Below are 14,934 nucleotides of genomic sequence, written 5' to 3' on the forward strand. Positions count from 1 at the left end.
TTTTAAGCCTGTAATTACAGGGGCTTTTGCAAGAGTCCGTTGACGGTCGGAGGGCGATGTTCCCGCTCTGTTTCACCCGCTGTCGCATTCCAAAACACGTGACCCTCGAGTTGCTAAGGTCTCTGTAACAGCTGTGGCGAGCGCTCTTAAGGTGTTCGAAACATTACCCGCATTGCGCTGAAAGGATTTACGCCGAGCAACGAATGCCCACCACCACCTACGGTGGCCGCTCGCGCGCGGCCATCCAGGCCAGCACGAGATATGCGGCCAGCATGATCGCCTCGCCCCCGACCACCAGCAGGTTGCCGCCATAGATGCCGGGAAACATCAGCTCGATCACCGCCATCGACACCACCGTGGTCAGCCACACCACGGCGCCCCACGGCGTCGCCAGCCACAGGCCCACGGCCGCGACGAGCTCGATCACCGCGAAATAGACCGTGGCGGCCTGCCAGGCCATCGCCTGGTTCTCGAACGCATCATCCTCGCCGCCGATGAAGCCGGTCACCTGGGCCCAGTGGTAGAGCCCCTTGACGATCGACAGCATGGCCATGACCCGCAGGAACAGCACAAGCCGCCGCGTCCAGACATTCTCGTCGCTCTCCTGCCGTTCCGCCGACAGGGCCGCGACCGACATGGCGGCGTTGTCGCGCGCGAGATCTCGCGCCGAAGGGATTTCAGGCATGGCGGCTCAGGCGGATCGGACAGGTCATCATGGCAGGCTTCTCAAGGACCAGGAGGATGGCGATTCTTGGCCGGGCGGCGCGGCGAAATCAACTGGGCAGCTTGCGTCAGGTCAAGTGACGCCGCATGGCCAAAGTGCTACAGATTGTTGGAATTACAACAAATCAAATCCTCCGGCTCGCCGGCCAGCTCAAGGAGCCAGCACCCCATGGCGATCAAATTCGGCCGCCCGATCGAAATGCGCGATGTCGCGCGCGGCACGACCACGGGAACGCCGCCAGCTCTCGACCTTACCGTCCGGCCCCGCCGCAACCGCAAGGCCGAATGGGCTCGCCGCCTGGTGCGCGAGAACGTCCTTACCACCGATGACCTGATTTGGCCCCTGTTCGTTGTCGAAGGCGACAGGACCCGCAGCACCGTCGCCTCGATGCCGGGCGTCGAACGGCTCAGCGTCGACGAGATCGTGCGCGATGCCGAACGTGCGGCCAAGCTCGACATCCCCTGCATCGCATTATTCCCTTATACCGAACCGTCGCTGCGCGACGAACAAGGCTCCGAGGCGTGCAACCCGGACAATCTGGTCTGCCGGGCCGTGCGCGCGATCAAGAAGGAGTTCCCGGAGATCGGCGTGCTCTGCGATGTCGCGCTCGATCCGTTCACGAGCCACGGCCACGACGGCCTGATCCGGGACGGCCGCATCCTCAACGATGAGACCGTCGCGGTTCTGGTTCGCCAGGCCCTGGTCCAGGCGGAAGCCGGCTGCGATATCATCGCGCCCTCCGACATGATGGACGGCCGGGTCGGCGCCATCCGCCAGGCGCTGGACGAGGCGGGGTTCCTCGACGTCCAGATCATGGCCTACGCGGCCAAATATGCCTCGGCCTTCTACGGCCCGTTCCGCGACGCGATCGGCTCGGCCAAGACGCTGACCGGCGACAAGCGCACCTATCAGATGGACAACGCCAATTCGGACGAGGCGCTGCGCGAGGTCGAACTCGACATCGCCGAGGGCGCCGACATGGTGATGATCAAGCCGGGCATGCCCTATCTGGACGTCGTCAGGCGCGTGAAGGACACGTTCGGCATGCCGACATTCGCCTACCAGGTGTCGGGCGAATACGCGATGATCGCGGCGGCCGCCAACAATGGCTGGATCGACGGCGATCGGGCGATGATGGAGAGCCTGCTCGGCTTCAAGCGCGCCGGCGCCGACGGCGTTCTCACCTATTTCGCGCCGCAGGCCGCCGAACGGCTGCGCCGTCGGGGCTGAACCGACGTCCCATCGCCGCAACGGCCGTTGGCGCAGATCAGCGCCATGGCTTGGCGCGTCTGCGCCAAAGGGCCCCTCCGCGCATCAAATCGCGGGAAATTTGCCGCGCGCGGTGCAAGCATCCTCTTGCAAGCGCGGGTGCGGTTCCCATGTCCTGATTGCGAATTCGGGAGGGTACATCCATGGCATATACGGGCTCCGGCAATAGCGGCGGGTCCAGCGGCGGGGCCGAGCTGCGACCGCATGCCTACGATCCCCAGCTGCAGCCGGAGCTGTTTCGCGGCGTGCTGATGCGGCGCATGATTGCGTTTCTGATCGATCTGCTCATTCTCGCAGTTCCGGTAATCCTGGCCGTGATCTTCATTGCCGTCTTCGGCCTGATCACGCTCGGCCTTGGCTGGGCGCTGTTCTGGCTGGTCTCACCGGCGTCGGTGATCTGGGCGATCGTCTATTATGGCGCGACCATCGGCGGACCGCAGTCGGCCACGATCGGCATGCGGCTGATGGATCTGGAGGTACGGACCTGGTACGGCGCACCGGCGTACTTTGTGCTCGGTGCCGTGCATGCGGTCTGCTTCTGGATCTCGGTGTCGGTGCTGTCGCCTTTCGTCCTGCTGGTCGGCCTGTTCAACGGTCGCCGGCGGCTGCTGCACGATTTCGTGCTCGGAACCGTCGTGATCAACACGTCGGTGCGCTCGCAGCTGGTCGAACCGGCCCGCACGTGGTGATGCATCAGGCAGCACATCAAAAGCGATTGACCGGCCGCCTTCGGGGCGCAATTCTGTTCATGACCGCCTCGGAGGCTCACGACGTTCCTTGACCCAGCACTCGCGTGACACCCCCCAGTTCTACCTGACCGCACCCTCGCCCTGCCCGTATCTGCCCGGGCGCCAGGAGCGCAAGGTGTTCACGCATCTGGTTGGCGACAAGGCGACAGACCTCAACGACCTGCTGACCCATGGCGGCTTCCGCCGCAGCCAGTCGATCGCCTATCGCCCCGCCTGCGACCAATGCCGCGCCTGCGTTTCGGTCCGCGTGATCGCCAACGAATTCAGGCCGTCGCGCAACTTCCGCAAGGTGCTCGCGCGCAACTCCGATCTGGTCGGTGAACAGCGCAGCGCGGTGCCGACCTCCGAGCAGTACTCCATCTTCCGCGGCTATCTCGATCACCGCCACCGTCACGGCGGCATGGCCGACATGACGGTACTGGACTACGCCATGATGGTCGAGGACAGCCATGTCGAGACCCGAATCATCGAGTATCGCCGCCGCAACCTGAGCAACGGGCCGAATGCCCGTGGCGGCGAGCTGGTCGCGGTTGCCCTGACGGACGTGCTCAGCGACGGGCTGTCGATGGTCTATTCCTTCTTCGACCCCGCCGAAACCACGCGCTCGCTCGGCACCTTCATGATCCTCGATCATCTCGCCCGTGCCCGGCGCCAGGGACTGCCCTACGTCTATCTCGGCTACTGGATCGAAGGCTCGAAAAAGATGGACTACAAGAGCCGCTATCTGCCGCAACAGCGGCTCGCGGCCGCCGGGTGGCTGCGGGTGGATGCCGAGGGGCAAACCGCCGCGGAGCCGCAGGAATAAGGAGCGGCGAGTAGCCAGTAGCCAGTAGCCAGTAGCGAATAGAGCACTTCGAAATTCCCTATTCGCTACTCCCTGTTCGCTATTCGCCTTTATCCAGTCGCGAGATCCCATACCAGCTTGGCATTGAGCGCGATGATCGCGATCGCGATCAGGCCGGCAGTCGCCGTCAGCCAGCGCGGCGCCACGAACTGCCCCATCTTGGCGCGACTGGCCGTGATCAGGACCAGCGGCACGATCGCGAAGGGCAGCTGCAGGCTGAGCACGACCTGACTGAGAATCAGAAGCTGGCCGGTTGCCTTCTCGCCGGCCCAGATCGTCACGACGACGGCCGGCACGATCGCGATCATGCGGGTGATCAGGCGGCGCAGCCAGGGCGCGATCCGCCACTGGAGAAATCCTTCCATCACGATCTGCCCGGACAAAGTGGCGGTGATCGTGGAGTTCAGACCGCAGCACAGAAGCGCGATCGCAAACAGCGTCGGCGCCAGCGTCGATCCCAGGAGCGGCGCCAGGAACGAATGCGCCTGATCGAGCTCGGCAACGTCGAGTTGCCCGGTCTTGTGGAACGTCGCCGCCGCCAGGATCAGGATCGAAGCGTTGATGGTGAGCGCCAGACACAGCGCGATGGTGGAATCGATCGTGGACAGCGTGATGGCCTCGCGCTTGTCCTCAGGGCTGTCGCCATAGCCGCGGGTCTGCACCAGCCCGGAGTGGAGATAGAGATTGTGCGGCATCACGGTCGCGCCGAGAATGCCGAGCGCCAGATAGAGCATCTCGGGATTGGCGATCAGCTGGCCGCTCGGCACGAAGCCCTTGACCACCTCGCCCCAGTCCGGCTGCGCCATGGCAATTTGGATCGCGAAGCAAAGTGCGATGATACCGAGCAGCGCGACCACAAACGCCTCGATCCAGCGGAAGCCGAAGGCCTGCAGGGCCAGGATCAGGAAGACGTCGAGCGCCGTGACGCAGACGCCGATCGACAGCGGCAGACCGAACAGGAGGCTGAGACCGATTGCGGTGCCGATCACCTCGGCCAGATCGGTGGCCGTGATGGCGATCTCCGCCGACAACCACAACGGCACCGAAACCCAGCGCGGGGTCGAATCGCGGCACGCCTGGGCGAGGTCGCGGCCGGTGGCGACGCCCAGCCGCGTGCATAGCGACTGCAGCACGATCGCCATCAGGTTGGAGAGCAGCGCGACCGAGAGCAGCACGTAGCCGAACTTGGAGCCGCCGGCGAGCGAGGTCGCCCAATTGCCGGGGTCCATGTAGCCAACCGCGACGAGATAGCCCGGGCCGAGAAAGGCGAGCAGCTTTCGCCAGAGCGAGGCCTTGGCGGAGGTTCGCACCGAAGCGAACATGTTGCCGAGCGACGGATCGCCGCGCTCGCCGCGCCAGCCACCATGCACCCGGCGGTCGCTCGGCGGAACCATGGCGTGCAGTTGCGAAAGATCTGACGGTTTTGCGTCCATGGTGCTATCCTGAACGAAACCCACCTTTAATGCAACTTATTTGCAACTGCAGGCCATTTTGAGGCGGTCCGTCATCGGACGCTGGAATTATTCGGATACCGCTCCATGATCTCCCGGGTCGCCCCGCGATTCGCGAGCCCGGTTCGAGACAGCCAGTGGACCGGACCGGGTCCGCCTGCCCTGATGGGATCCTCATGCTGTCTGCACAATTCGGCCTCCGGCCGATTTCGACCATTCCTGCACCTTGCAAGATCTGTGACGGTTCTGCCGACCTCTACGGCGTCGTCGACATCAACCGCCCTTGCCAGACGTCGCACGCGCATCGCGCGCCGCTGGCGGGCGTGCCGATCTATTATCGGCGTTGCACAGCCTGCGGCTTCCTGTTCACGGATGCGTTCGACGACTGGAGCATCGACCAGTTCAAGACGCATATTTACAATGATGGCTATGAGGCCGTGGATCCCGACTACCGGGTCAAGCGGCCCACCGACAACGCCGCGGCGGTCGCCCGCTTCTGGGCGCCCCACAAAGCGACGATGCGGGTGCTCGACTTCGGCGGCGGCAACGACGTGTTCTGCACCAGCCTGCGGGCCAGCGGTTTCGCCGAGGCCGTCACGCACGATCCGATGGTACCCGAACACGCCGCCGGACCTGACGGCAAATTCGACCTCGTGACCTGCTTCGAGACGCTCGAGCATGTGCCGGATCCGCTCGCCACGATCGGAGCGATCGCGGCGTGCGTTGCCGAGCCGGGCGCCGTGTTCTACTCGACATTGACGCAGCCCGACGACTTCGAAAGCCAGGGCATGTCCTGGTGGTATGTCGCGCCGCGCAACGGCCACATCTCGATCTATACCAAGCAGGCGCTGGCGCTGGCCTGGCACCGGTTCGGCTTCAAGACGGCGCCGCTGAATTCCGGCACGCATCTGGCGTTCCGCACCCTGCCTCCGGAGTGGGGCTTGGCCGAGGCACCGACCGCAGCATAGGACGTCAGCAGCGCGAGGGCTGCGGGAGATCAGGAAGCGGGTGGGCGCGAGGAGGCCTCGCGCAGATGATGGCCGCATCATCACATCAGGTTGCCCATCATGCCTCCTCCGCCCGCCCTGCCCACCAGCTTCCACCGTCTCGCCTGGTCGAACCTCACCGCGCAATCGGCCGAGCAGATCGCGCTGGCCGCCGCGCCGATCGTCGCCGTGCTCACGCTCGGCGTCGGCGAAGGCGAGACCGGGTTGCTGCAGACGGCATTGACCGCCCCCTTCGTGCTGTTCGCGATCCCTGCGGGGCTGCTCGCCGACCGCATGCCGCGACGGCTGCTGATGGCCGCGGCCGAGGCGATGCGCGCGCTGGCGCTGCTCGCGATCCTCGTCGCCTTGGCGGGCGGCGTGCTCACGCTGCCACTGCTGGGGGCGCTCGGATTTGCAGCCGTCTGCGGCACGGTGGTGTTCAGCGTCGCGGCACCGGCCTTGGTGCCGAGCCTGGTCGCCCCGACCCAGTTGGCGCCCGCAAATGCGCGGATCGAGCTTGCCCGCACCATCGCCTTCGCGTGCGGCCCGGCGGTGGGCGGAATGCTGGTCGGCTGGATCGGCGGCGCGCCGGCCTTCGGCTGCGCCGCGGCGCTGTCGCTGGTCGCCGCGCTCTGCCTCACCGGCATCGCTGAACCCGCCCGCGCGCCGGTGCCGCGCCGCCATCCGCTGGCGGACCTCCGGGAAGGTTTGGCGTTCGTGCGGCACCATCCGCTGCTGCGCCCGGTGTTCATCACGCAGTTCATCTTCAACACCGCGCACTTCCTGCTGCTCGCGGCCTTCGTGCCCTATGCCGTCCACCGGCTCGGCCTGTCCGCCAGCGGCGTCGGCACGGTGCTGTCGATGTTCGGCGTCGGCATGGTCAGCGGCGCATTGCTTGCCACGCGCATCATGGGGCGCCTGCCGTTCGGCAGCGTGATCGGGCTCGGCCCCGTCACCGGCTTTGCCGCGGCGCTGGTGATGGCGCTCACGACCCTGGTCCCCTCCCCCGCCCTCGCGGCCCTCAGCTTCTTCCTGCTCGGCGCGGGCCCGATCCTCTGGGTGATCTCGACCACCACCCTGCGGCAGTCGGTGACGCCGGCCGCGCTGCTCGGGCGCGTCTCGGCCATCAACATCCTGAGCTACGGCGCCCGGCCGCTGGGCTCACTGCTCGGCGCCATCGTTGGCAGTCGCTACGGCGCCGACGCCTGTCTCTATCTCGCCGCGCTCGTCTTCGGCCTGCAGGCGCTGGTGATCCTGACATCCCCCGTCGTCACGATCGCGCGCCAACCGCAGCCACAGCCGGCCTAGCGATACACAAGGATCGGCACGGTCGAATGCGTCAACACCTTCAGCGTCTCGCTGCCCAGGATCGCCGAAACCCCGCTCAGGCCGTGCGAGGCCATCAGCACCAGATCGCAGTCCTTGTCCCGCGCGGTTTCGACGATCGCCTCATAGGGCTTGTCGTGCTCGACGCACAGCGTGTCGCAGGCGACGCCGGCACGTTCCGCGTCGTGCTTCACATGATCGAGGTATTTCGCGGTCTGATCGGCCACGAGCATCTTGTATTGCTCCAGCGCCTTGGTGGCGGCGAGGGGATCGACGACCAGCGAATGCAGCGGTGTCGAGACCACCAGCGCGGTGACCTTGGCGCCAGTCGCCTTCGCCAGCGCGACACCATGCCTGATCGCGGCCTTGGACAGGTCCGACCCGTCGGTCGGCAACAGAATATGCGTGTACATGAGCATCATCTCCCCGGCTGATGATGCTGGGCAGAATAGCTCCGTCCAGGCATTGACGTGGGTCAAGGCTGCGACATCTCGTCCGCCAGGTAATTCTCGTAAGCCTTCGTCGCTGACGGACTCGCTGCGATCTCCGGATCGAGCGTGAACAGATCCTGTGCGCGGCCGATGCCGCGCAACGCGTAGCGGCCGGTCGAGACGAGATAGCGGCGTCCTTCGTCATCAAGCCCCTCGCAGAACTCCGAGGAGGCCAGGAGTTCCCGATCAACCGAGCGGCACATCGAGGCGATGCGGCTGACCTCGTTGACGGCCGGCCCCACCACCGTGAAGTCGAGTCGGTCCTCGCTGCCGATGTTGCCGTAGAACACCTCGCCGACATGCAGGCCCACATAGGCCGACGTCACCGGCCGGCCCTCATCGGCGCGCCGCGCATTGAGCTTGCGGATGTTGAGGCGGAACCGATGCTCGGCGCGTAGCGCAGCGTGCCGGGCTACGCCCATGTCGCCGCCGGTGAAGATCGCCAGCACACCGTCGCCGATCAGCTTCAGCACGTCGCCGCCAGCCTCGTAGATCGCGTCGATCGAGGCTTCCGCATAGTCGTTGAGCAGCGGGATGATCTCATCCGGCGAGATGCTCTCGGAGATCGCCGTCGAGCTGCGCAGGTCGGAGAACCACAACACGGCATTGATGCGCTCGGTGACACCGCGGGAGATGCGGCCGCGCAGCACCTGCTCCGACGCATCGCGACCGAGATAGACGCGGCCCAGGGTTCGCACGATGTCGACCTGCTGGGCGGACTTGATCGTCAGCGCGAGCAGCGGGACCAGGTCCCGCAATGCGCCGATCTGCGTGTCGGTGAAGCCGCCATCACGTCGCGTCAGCCAGTTCGAATAGAAGCAGTCCATCTGGCCGAGCGTGCCGGCTTCACCGAACCGGTGCACGAAGGCGAGATAGTGCCGATGCCCCTGTGCCGAAAGATCATCGATGATCGGAAAATCGAGATGCCCGCAATTCATCAGGTCGATGCTGAACTCATCATCGCCGTTCTCCAGCATGTGATGGAAGACCGAGCGCCGCCAATTCTGCGCCGCCTCTCCCTCATTGCTGGAGCCATATTCAAAGCTGTCGGCTTCGTTCGTGGCGAAATCGTTCCAGCGGAAGCCGCGTCCCTCGAAAATCGGATGCAGCGTATCGATGATCGCAAGGCTGCGCGACAATTCCAGCCCGGCCGCGCAGCAGCGCTCGCAGAAGCCGCGCAGGATCTCGTTTTCCGGCATGCCGGTCAGGCTCTGAGCCACGAGCCAGTTGATCAGCTCCAGGCGGGTCGCAGTGTCCATGCTTCCAACTCACCAACCGCTATGTGGGCCAGCTCACCACCTCGCCGTCTTCCTTGGCGAAGGAGGCGACAGGATGGTCGAGCAGCTCGAGCACGAGCTCGGACGGACGGCAGAGCCGCGCGCCCTTGCCGGTCACCACGATCGGTCGGTTGATCAGGATCGGATGCGCGAGCATCGCTCCCATCAGTTGGTCGTCCGTCCATTTGGGATCGCCGAGTCCAAGCTCCGCATAGGGCGTCCCTTTCTCACGCAGCAGGTCGCGCACCTTGACCCCCATCGCATTGATCAGCGCGATCAGCTGCTCGCGGCTGGGCGGCGTCTTCAGATACTCGATGACCTCAGGCTCCTCGCCCGAGGCGCGGATCATTGCCAGCGTATTGCGCGAGGTGCCGCAGGCCGGATTGTGGTAGATCGTCACAGGCATCGGAGCAGTCCATCAATGTGAAGCGGAAAGCAGCTATCAGACATGCAGGCCGTGCTCCACCTCGACCGTGACATGGCTCAGTCCGCGCAAGTCTCTCAGGCGCTGCTTGTACATCGCCGGAGCCAGAGGCGCGTTAGAGACGATCGAAATAACCGCGGCCCGATGGCCGGGCCCGACCTGCCAGAGATGCAGGTCGGTGACGCGGTCTCCTCCCGCCTCCAGCCGCGCCCGGATGGTGGCCTCCAGCCGCCGATCGCCATTGACGTCGAGCAGCACCGCACCGGCGTCGCGGATCAGACCATAGGCCCAGCTTGCAATGACGGCGCTGCCGATCAGGCCCACGGCGGCGTCGGCCCAGCTCCAGCCCAGATACATGCCGATCAGAAGTGCGCCGATCGCCAGCAGCGAGGTCGCCGCATCCGCCAGCACGTGCAGATAGGCCGCGCGCAGGTTGTTGTCGTGATGATCGTGATGGTGGTGACGATCGTGATCGTCGTGATGATCATGACCGTCGTGATGATGCTCGGCGTGGTGGTGATGGCCGTGATGATGATGCTGGTGCGAGTCGGCCAGCAGCCAGGCGCTGACGAGATTGACGAGGAGACCGAGCGTGGCGACCGCGATCGCCTCGCCATAGGCGATCGGCATCGGGTTCAAAAGCCGAATCGCGCTTTCATACGCAACCTGGATGGCGATGATCAGCAGGATGATGGCGCTGGAGAAGGCGGCCAACTCGCCGAACTTGCCGGTGCCGAAGGTGAACGACGGATTGCGGGCGTGGCGGCGGGCAAACAGGTAAGCGAGCCCGGCGATGCCGAGCGCCGCCGCGTGCGTGCCCATGTGCCAGCCGTCGGCGAGCAGCGCCATCGACCCGAACAGCGAGCCGGCGGCAATCTCGCCGGCCATCATCACCAACGTCAGGCCGACCACGAACCAGGTGCGGCGCTCGTTCCGCTCGTGCTGGGCTCCCAGAAATATGTGATCGTGCGCCCAATGATCGGCTTGTGATGGCATCGATCGTTCTCCTCGCAATTCAGCTGCGTCCGCTTCGGTCGGGCCGTCAAGCAGCGCAAGACCTACGTTACCACAGGCCCGCGCGCGCCTCGCGGCAGTTGACATGAGGAACCGGTTCCGCTGTAATATCGCACATGGGGACTTCGCGATCTCCCCACGAGGCGACATGCCCAAGTATCGCGTCCCGTCATTTTGACACGAGGACGCATCATGTCATCCTTCGCATCGATTTCTCCCGACAAGCTCAGCCGACTGATCGGAACGCCACAGTGCCCGGTCGTGATCGACGTACGGACTGAAGAAGACTTCGCCGCCGATCCACGACTCGTGCCTGGCGCGATCCGGCGCGGCGCCGAGGACGCTCCCCAATGGGGCCAGGAATTCGCCGGACGCTCCGTGATCGTGATCTGCCAGCGCGACGCCAAGCTGTCGCAAGGCGCCGCGGCCTGGCTGCGCGTCGCCAAGGCGGCGGCTGAAACGCTGGAGGGCGGCTTCGAGGCCTGGAAGGCCGCGGACCTGCCGCTGGTCCCCGTGGCCAGGCTGCCGCCGCGCGATGCCGAGGGCCGAACGGTCTGGGTGACCCGCGCCCGGCCGAAGATCGACCGCATCGCCTGCCCCTGGCTGATCCGGCGCTTCGTCGACCCGAAGGCCGTGTTTCTCTACGTCGCGCCACCCGAGGTCGTGAGAGTCAGTGAGCGCTTCAAGGCAGCGCCCTTCGACATCGAGGACACGTTCTGGAGCCACCGTGGCGACCGCTGCACCTTCGACGTGATGATCGAGGAGTTCGCGCTGGCGACGCCGGCCTTGCTGCGGCTCGCCAGCATCGTGCGCGCGGCCGATACCGCGCGGCTCGATCTCAGCCCGGAGGCGCCGGGCCTGCTCGCCGCCTCCTTGGGGTTGTCCCGCATCTACGATGACGATCTTGCCCAACTCGACGCTGGCCTTGCACTCTATGATGCGTTCTATCGCTGGTGCCGCGACGCCACCGGCGAATCGCACAACTGGCCGACGAACAGGGTCAAGCAGTGACTGAACTCGCATCACCGACGAGCTCCACCGAAGCTGACGCCGGCCACGGCGTCAGCTTCACTGATGCATTCCGGGTGTGGCTGCGGGTGGCGCTGCTGTCGTTCGGCGGTCCGGCCGGGCAGATCGCGGTCATGCATCGCATCATCGTCGACGAAAAGCGCTGGGTCTCCGAGAGCCGGTTCCTGCACGCGCTCAACTACTGCATGCTGCTGCCCGGCCCCGAGGCGCAGCAGCTTGCGACCTATATCGGCTGGCTGATGCATCGGACGGCCGGCGGCATCATGGCCGGCGGCCTGTTCGTGCTGCCGGGCATCATCGCGATCATGGCGTTGAGCTGGATCTACGTCGCGTTCGGCCATGTCTGGTTCGTCGAGGCGCTGTTCTTCGGGCTGAAGGCGGCGGTGCTCGCAATCGTGATCCAGGCCGTGGTGCGCGTCGGCAGCCGCGCTCTGCGCAACAATGTCATGATCGGCATCGCCGCGGCCGCGTTCGTCGCGATCTTCTTTTTCGCGGTGCCGTTCCCACTGATCATCATGGGTGCGGGCCTGATCGGCTATCTCGGCGCGCGCGCCGGACGCTCCGAGTTCGCCGCGGCCGGCCATGGCTCCAGCGGCAATGGCGATGGTGACAGCGCGCTCGGCGAGGTGCTGCCTGACCACGCCAAGCCGAATGCGCGACGAACGCTGATCACGGCGCTGGTCTGGCTCGCGCTGTGGCTCGTGCCGGTCGCCGCGCTGGTGGCGACACAGGGCACTGGCAGCACGTTCAGCCAGATCGCGCTGTTCTTCAGCAAGATGGCGATGGTGACATTCGGCGGCGCCTATGCGGTGCTGGCCTATGTCGGACAGCAGGCGGTCGAGCACTATCATTGGCTCACGCCCGCCGAGATGCTGGACGGGCTCGGCATGGCCGAGACCACGCCGGGACCGCTGATCATGGTGCTGCAATTCGTCGGCTTCATCGCGGCGGCACGCGATCCCGGCGGCCTGCCGCCGCTGATCGCGGGCACGCTCGGCGGCCTGCTCGCGACCTGGGTCACCTTCACGCCCTGCTTCCTGTGGATCTTCGTCGGCGCGCCGTACATCGAACGGCTGCGCGGCAACAAGGCTCTTGCCGGCGCCCTCGGCGCCATCACGGCGGCCGTGGTGGGCGTGATCCTCAACCTGTCGATCTGGTTCGCGCTGCATACGCTGTTTCACCAGACCTTTCCGGTGCGAGGCTTCGGTCTGGATTTCGACGCGCCGGTGCTTTCGAGCGTCGATGGCCCGGCGTTGGTGCTCGCGCTCGCCGCGGCGGTGGCCATCATCCGCTTCAAGCAGGGCATGCTGACGGTGCTCGCGGCGTCCTGCGCCGCAGGCGTGCTGCTCAGGCTCGCAGGATGGAGCTGACGGCATCGCGGCTCACACCACGTCGGCCGGGGCGAGCTTGCAGGCGCAGCCGTCGGCCTCGATCTGCAGGGTCGGATGCTGGATGTTGAAACGATGCGACAGCTCGGCGCAGACCCGATGCAGAAAGGCATCGTCGGTCCCACCGGGCCGGACCAGATGCGCCGTCAGCGCGGTCTCGTTGGTGCTCATCGGCCAGATGTGAAGATCGTGCACCTCGCTGACGCCGTCGAGGGCGGCGAGATAATCGCGCACCGCCGGCAGCTGAATGTCGCGCGGCACGGCGTCGAGCGCCAGATTGACGCTGTCGCGCGCCAGCTCCCAGCCGCTGAGCAACACCACGGCGGCGATGACGAGGCTGACCGCGGGATCGATCCACAGCCAGCCCGTCCAGATCGTGAGCAGGGCCGCAAGAACAACGCCGAACGACACGGCGGCATCGGCCGCCATGTGCAGATAGGCGCCGCGGATGTTGAGGTCGGTGTCGCGGCCGCGCATGAACAGCAGCGCGGTCGCGCCGTTGATGACGATGCCGAGCGCTGCGACCCACAGCACGGTGGTGCCTGCCACCTCGCCCGGACTGCGCAACCGGTCGAAGGCCTCCACCGCGATGCCGCCGACCACGAGCAGCAGCAGCCCGGCATTGATCAGCGCCGCCAGGATCGAGGCGCGACGATAGCCGTAGGTGTGGCGGTCGGTCGGCCTGCGGCCCGACAGCCACAGTGCGCCCCAGGCCAGCAGTAGCGACATCACGTCGGAGAGGTTGTGAACCGCGTCCGAGATCAGGGCAAGCGAATGGGCGGCGTAGCCGAACACGAACTCGGCGATGACGAAGGCGGTGTTGAGCGAGACGCCGACCGCGAACGCCGTACCGAAACTCGCCGGCGCATGGCTGTGGCCGACATGGCCATGCGCATGGGGCTGGGAATGAGAGGGGCCATGATCATGGGAATGATCATGGCCCCGATGATGAGAATGCGGGTGCGCCATCCGACCTCGTCCCCGGCGATCGCGCGTGCCGCGATCGCCCGCTGTCCCATATAAAGAGGCGCCGGACGGATACTATTACGTTGCGACTTGCGCTCCCCGGCCGCCGACCCGCAGCGACCTCAATCATAGAACTCCGGTGCGAGCTTGAGGCCGTCGCGCTGCGCCTTGTCGTGGTTGATCCAGAGCTGCGCCTTGTCCTTGGTCAGTACGCCGGCGATCTTCTCCATCGAGGCCAGAGTCTGCTCCTTGCTGGCATTCATCGCGGGCACGCGGCGGCTGTCCCAATTGCTGCGAAAATGGACCGCATCGCCTGACAGCACGATCTCGCCAGTCTTCGGCAGCTTGACCAGCAGCGATTGATGGCCCGGGGTGTGGCCGGGCGTGGCCAGGATGATCACGCTGCCATCGCTGAAGACGTCGCGATCCCCGTCCAGCAATGTGACCGGATGATCCTTCTTGAAGCGGGGCCGGCCATCGGCACCCGGCCAGTCATATTCGGCCCGCTGAACATAGAGCATCGCATCCGGCAACAGTTCGACATTGCCGATGTGATCAGGATGGGTATGCGAGACGGCGAGCACCTTGATGTCGGACGGCTTGACGCCGACCTGCTCGAGTTGCCCGATCAGCGTCTTGGGACGATGCCAGGTGACGGCCTTCGGGTCGGACGGCGGAAGCCCGTTCGGCATCGATGCCACGGCATCGGCGATGCCCGTGTCCCACAGCATCCAGCCCTGCGCATGTTTGATCAGATAGCAGTTGTCGACGAAATCCATCGACTGGCCCTCGTTGACCCCAGGCGACCAGCGGGAAATGTCACCGGCTTTACCCTCACCACAATTGAGGATGTAGAGCCGCTCGACGCCGCCGGACTGTGCATGACTCGCCGCCGGCAGTGCTGCCAAGATCATCGCCGCAACGGCGCACGCGAGGTGCCTCATCTGGTTCGCTCCCTGTTTTGCGGCCCGTTCAGGGCCGTCCGACGAACAGCGC

General features: G+C 65.7%; 15 protein-coding genes. 7 read left to right on the forward strand and 8 right to left on the reverse strand.

The features are described 5' to 3' along the window. Positions 1–217: 217 nt before the first annotated feature. Positions 218–685 (reverse strand): DUF6163 family protein, encoded by a 468-nt coding sequence (locus tag LQG66_RS07555; RefSeq protein ID WP_231324971.1) that lies wholly within the window; start codon positions 683–685, stop codon positions 218–220. Between the two features lie 207 nt (positions 686–892). Between LQG66_RS07555 and hemB the strand changes: the two genes are divergently transcribed. The 3 genes from hemB to LQG66_RS07570 all read left to right on the forward strand — a co-directional run bounded on the left by hemB (position 893) and on the right by LQG66_RS07570 (position 3,547). Further along, positions 893–1,954, forward strand: coding sequence for a porphobilinogen synthase (hemB, locus tag LQG66_RS07560; protein ID WP_231324973.1), 1,062 nt, complete (start codon positions 893–895; stop codon positions 1,952–1,954). Positions 1,955–2,136: 182 nt separating this feature from the next. Next, positions 2,137–2,682: an RDD family protein gene (locus LQG66_RS07565; protein WP_231324975.1), complete on the forward strand. Its 546-nt coding sequence runs from the start codon at positions 2,137–2,139 to the stop codon at positions 2,680–2,682. An 88-nt stretch (positions 2,683–2,770) separates the two neighbouring features. After that, positions 2,771–3,547, forward strand: coding sequence for an arginyltransferase (locus tag LQG66_RS07570; protein WP_231324977.1), 777 nt, complete (start codon positions 2,771–2,773; stop codon positions 3,545–3,547). 89 nt (positions 3,548–3,636) lie between these two features. Here LQG66_RS07570 and LQG66_RS07575 read toward each other — a convergent pair whose 3' ends face one another. After that, positions 3,637–5,019, reverse strand: a complete 1,383-nt coding sequence (locus LQG66_RS07575; RefSeq protein WP_231324979.1) for an Nramp family divalent metal transporter — start codon at positions 5,017–5,019, stop codon at positions 3,637–3,639. A gap of 194 nt (positions 5,020–5,213) precedes the next feature. Between LQG66_RS07575 and LQG66_RS07580 the strand changes: the two genes are divergently transcribed. Both LQG66_RS07580 and LQG66_RS07585 read left to right on the forward strand, forming a co-directional pair. Continuing rightward, complete coding sequence (locus LQG66_RS07580) at positions 5,214–6,005, forward strand: class I SAM-dependent methyltransferase (RefSeq protein ID WP_231324981.1); 792 nt, start codon at positions 5,214–5,216, stop codon at positions 6,003–6,005. Positions 6,006–6,104: 99 nt separating this feature from the next. Beyond that, positions 6,105–7,331: an MFS transporter gene (locus LQG66_RS07585; RefSeq protein WP_231324983.1), complete on the forward strand. Its 1,227-nt coding sequence runs from the start codon at positions 6,105–6,107 to the stop codon at positions 7,329–7,331. Here LQG66_RS07585 and LQG66_RS07590 read toward each other — a convergent pair. The 4 genes from LQG66_RS07590 to dmeF all read right to left on the reverse strand — a co-directional run bounded on the left by LQG66_RS07590 (position 7,328) and on the right by dmeF (position 10,537). Next, complete coding sequence (locus tag LQG66_RS07590) at positions 7,328–7,762, reverse strand: universal stress protein (RefSeq protein ID WP_231324985.1); 435 nt, start codon at positions 7,760–7,762, stop codon at positions 7,328–7,330. The two genes, LQG66_RS07585 and LQG66_RS07590, sit on opposite strands and share 4 nt — an antisense overlap. A 62-nt stretch (positions 7,763–7,824) precedes the next feature. Further along, positions 7,825–9,099, reverse strand: coding sequence for an adenylate/guanylate cyclase domain-containing protein (locus LQG66_RS07595; RefSeq protein WP_231324987.1), 1,275 nt, complete (start codon positions 9,097–9,099; stop codon positions 7,825–7,827). A 19-nt stretch (positions 9,100–9,118) separates the two neighbouring features. Further along, entirely contained in the window at positions 9,119–9,523 is a 405-nt protein-coding gene (gene arsC, locus LQG66_RS07600; protein WP_231324989.1) for an arsenate reductase (glutaredoxin), read from the reverse strand. 36 nt (positions 9,524–9,559) lie between these two features. Next, positions 9,560–10,537, reverse strand: coding sequence for a CDF family Co(II)/Ni(II) efflux transporter DmeF (gene dmeF, locus LQG66_RS07605; RefSeq protein ID WP_231327720.1), 978 nt, complete (start codon positions 10,535–10,537; stop codon positions 9,560–9,562). 210 nt (positions 10,538–10,747) lie between these two features. On the opposite strand from dmeF, the gene LQG66_RS07610 reads away from it, so the two are divergent. Then, positions 10,748–11,566, forward strand: coding sequence for a chromate resistance protein ChrB domain-containing protein (locus LQG66_RS07610; RefSeq protein WP_231324991.1), 819 nt, complete (start codon positions 10,748–10,750; stop codon positions 11,564–11,566). Continuing rightward, a complete protein-coding gene (chrA, locus tag LQG66_RS07615; RefSeq protein WP_231324993.1) occupies positions 11,563–12,954 on the forward strand; it encodes a chromate efflux transporter in 1,392 nt (463 codons plus the stop codon). The genes LQG66_RS07610 and chrA overlap by 4 nt, the downstream gene beginning before the upstream one ends. A 12-nt stretch (positions 12,955–12,966) precedes the next feature. On the opposite strand, the gene LQG66_RS07620 is transcribed toward chrA, so the two are convergent. Next, positions 12,967–13,941 carry a cation diffusion facilitator family transporter gene (locus LQG66_RS07620; protein WP_231324994.1) on the reverse strand — a complete coding sequence of 325 codons (975 nt, stop codon included), beginning with the start codon at positions 13,939–13,941 and terminating at the stop codon, positions 12,967–12,969. Between the two features lie 119 nt (positions 13,942–14,060). Next, positions 14,061–14,882 carry an N-acyl homoserine lactonase family protein gene (locus LQG66_RS07625; RefSeq protein WP_231324996.1) on the reverse strand — a complete coding sequence of 274 codons (822 nt, stop codon included), beginning with the start codon at positions 14,880–14,882 and terminating at the stop codon, positions 14,061–14,063. Between the last annotated feature and the right edge of the window lie 52 nt (positions 14,883–14,934).

It is taken from the genome of Bradyrhizobium ontarionense (genome assembly GCF_021088345.1).
GTDB lineage: Bacteria > Pseudomonadota > Alphaproteobacteria > Rhizobiales > Xanthobacteraceae > Bradyrhizobium > Bradyrhizobium ontarionense.

Coding starts and splice junctions, on each gene's coding strand:
- LQG66_RS07555 (WP_231324971.1), bottom strand. CDS start 685: ATGCCTGAAATCCCTTCGGCGCGAGATCTCGCGCGCGACAACGCCGCC.
- hemB (WP_231324973.1), top strand. CDS start 893: ATGGCGATCAAATTCGGCCGCCCGATCGAAATGCGCGATGTCGCGCGC.
- LQG66_RS07565 (WP_231324975.1), top strand. CDS start 2,137: ATGGCATATACGGGCTCCGGCAATAGCGGCGGGTCCAGCGGCGGGGCC.
- LQG66_RS07575 (WP_231324979.1), bottom strand. CDS start 5,019: ATGGACGCAAAACCGTCAGATCTTTCGCAACTGCACGCCATGGTTCCG.
- LQG66_RS07580 (WP_231324981.1), top strand. CDS start 5,214: ATGCTGTCTGCACAATTCGGCCTCCGGCCGATTTCGACCATTCCTGCA.
- LQG66_RS07585 (WP_231324983.1), top strand. CDS start 6,105: ATGCCTCCTCCGCCCGCCCTGCCCACCAGCTTCCACCGTCTCGCCTGG.
- LQG66_RS07590 (WP_231324985.1), bottom strand. CDS start 7,762: ATGTACACGCATATTCTGTTGCCGACCGACGGGTCGGACCTGTCCAAG.
- LQG66_RS07595 (WP_231324987.1), bottom strand. CDS start 9,099: ATGGACACTGCGACCCGCCTGGAGCTGATCAACTGGCTCGTGGCTCAG.
- arsC (WP_231324989.1), bottom strand. CDS start 9,523: ATGCCTGTGACGATCTACCACAATCCGGCCTGCGGCACCTCGCGCAAT.
- dmeF (WP_231327720.1), bottom strand. CDS start 10,537: ATGCCATCACAAGCCGATCATTGGGCGCACGATCACATATTTCTGGGA.
- LQG66_RS07610 (WP_231324991.1), top strand. CDS start 10,748: ATGTCATCCTTCGCATCGATTTCTCCCGACAAGCTCAGCCGACTGATC.
- LQG66_RS07620 (WP_231324994.1), bottom strand. CDS start 13,941: ATGGCGCACCCGCATTCTCATCATCGGGGCCATGATCATTCCCATGAT.
- LQG66_RS07625 (WP_231324996.1), bottom strand. CDS start 14,882: ATGAGGCACCTCGCGTGCGCCGTTGCGGCGATGATCTTGGCAGCACTG.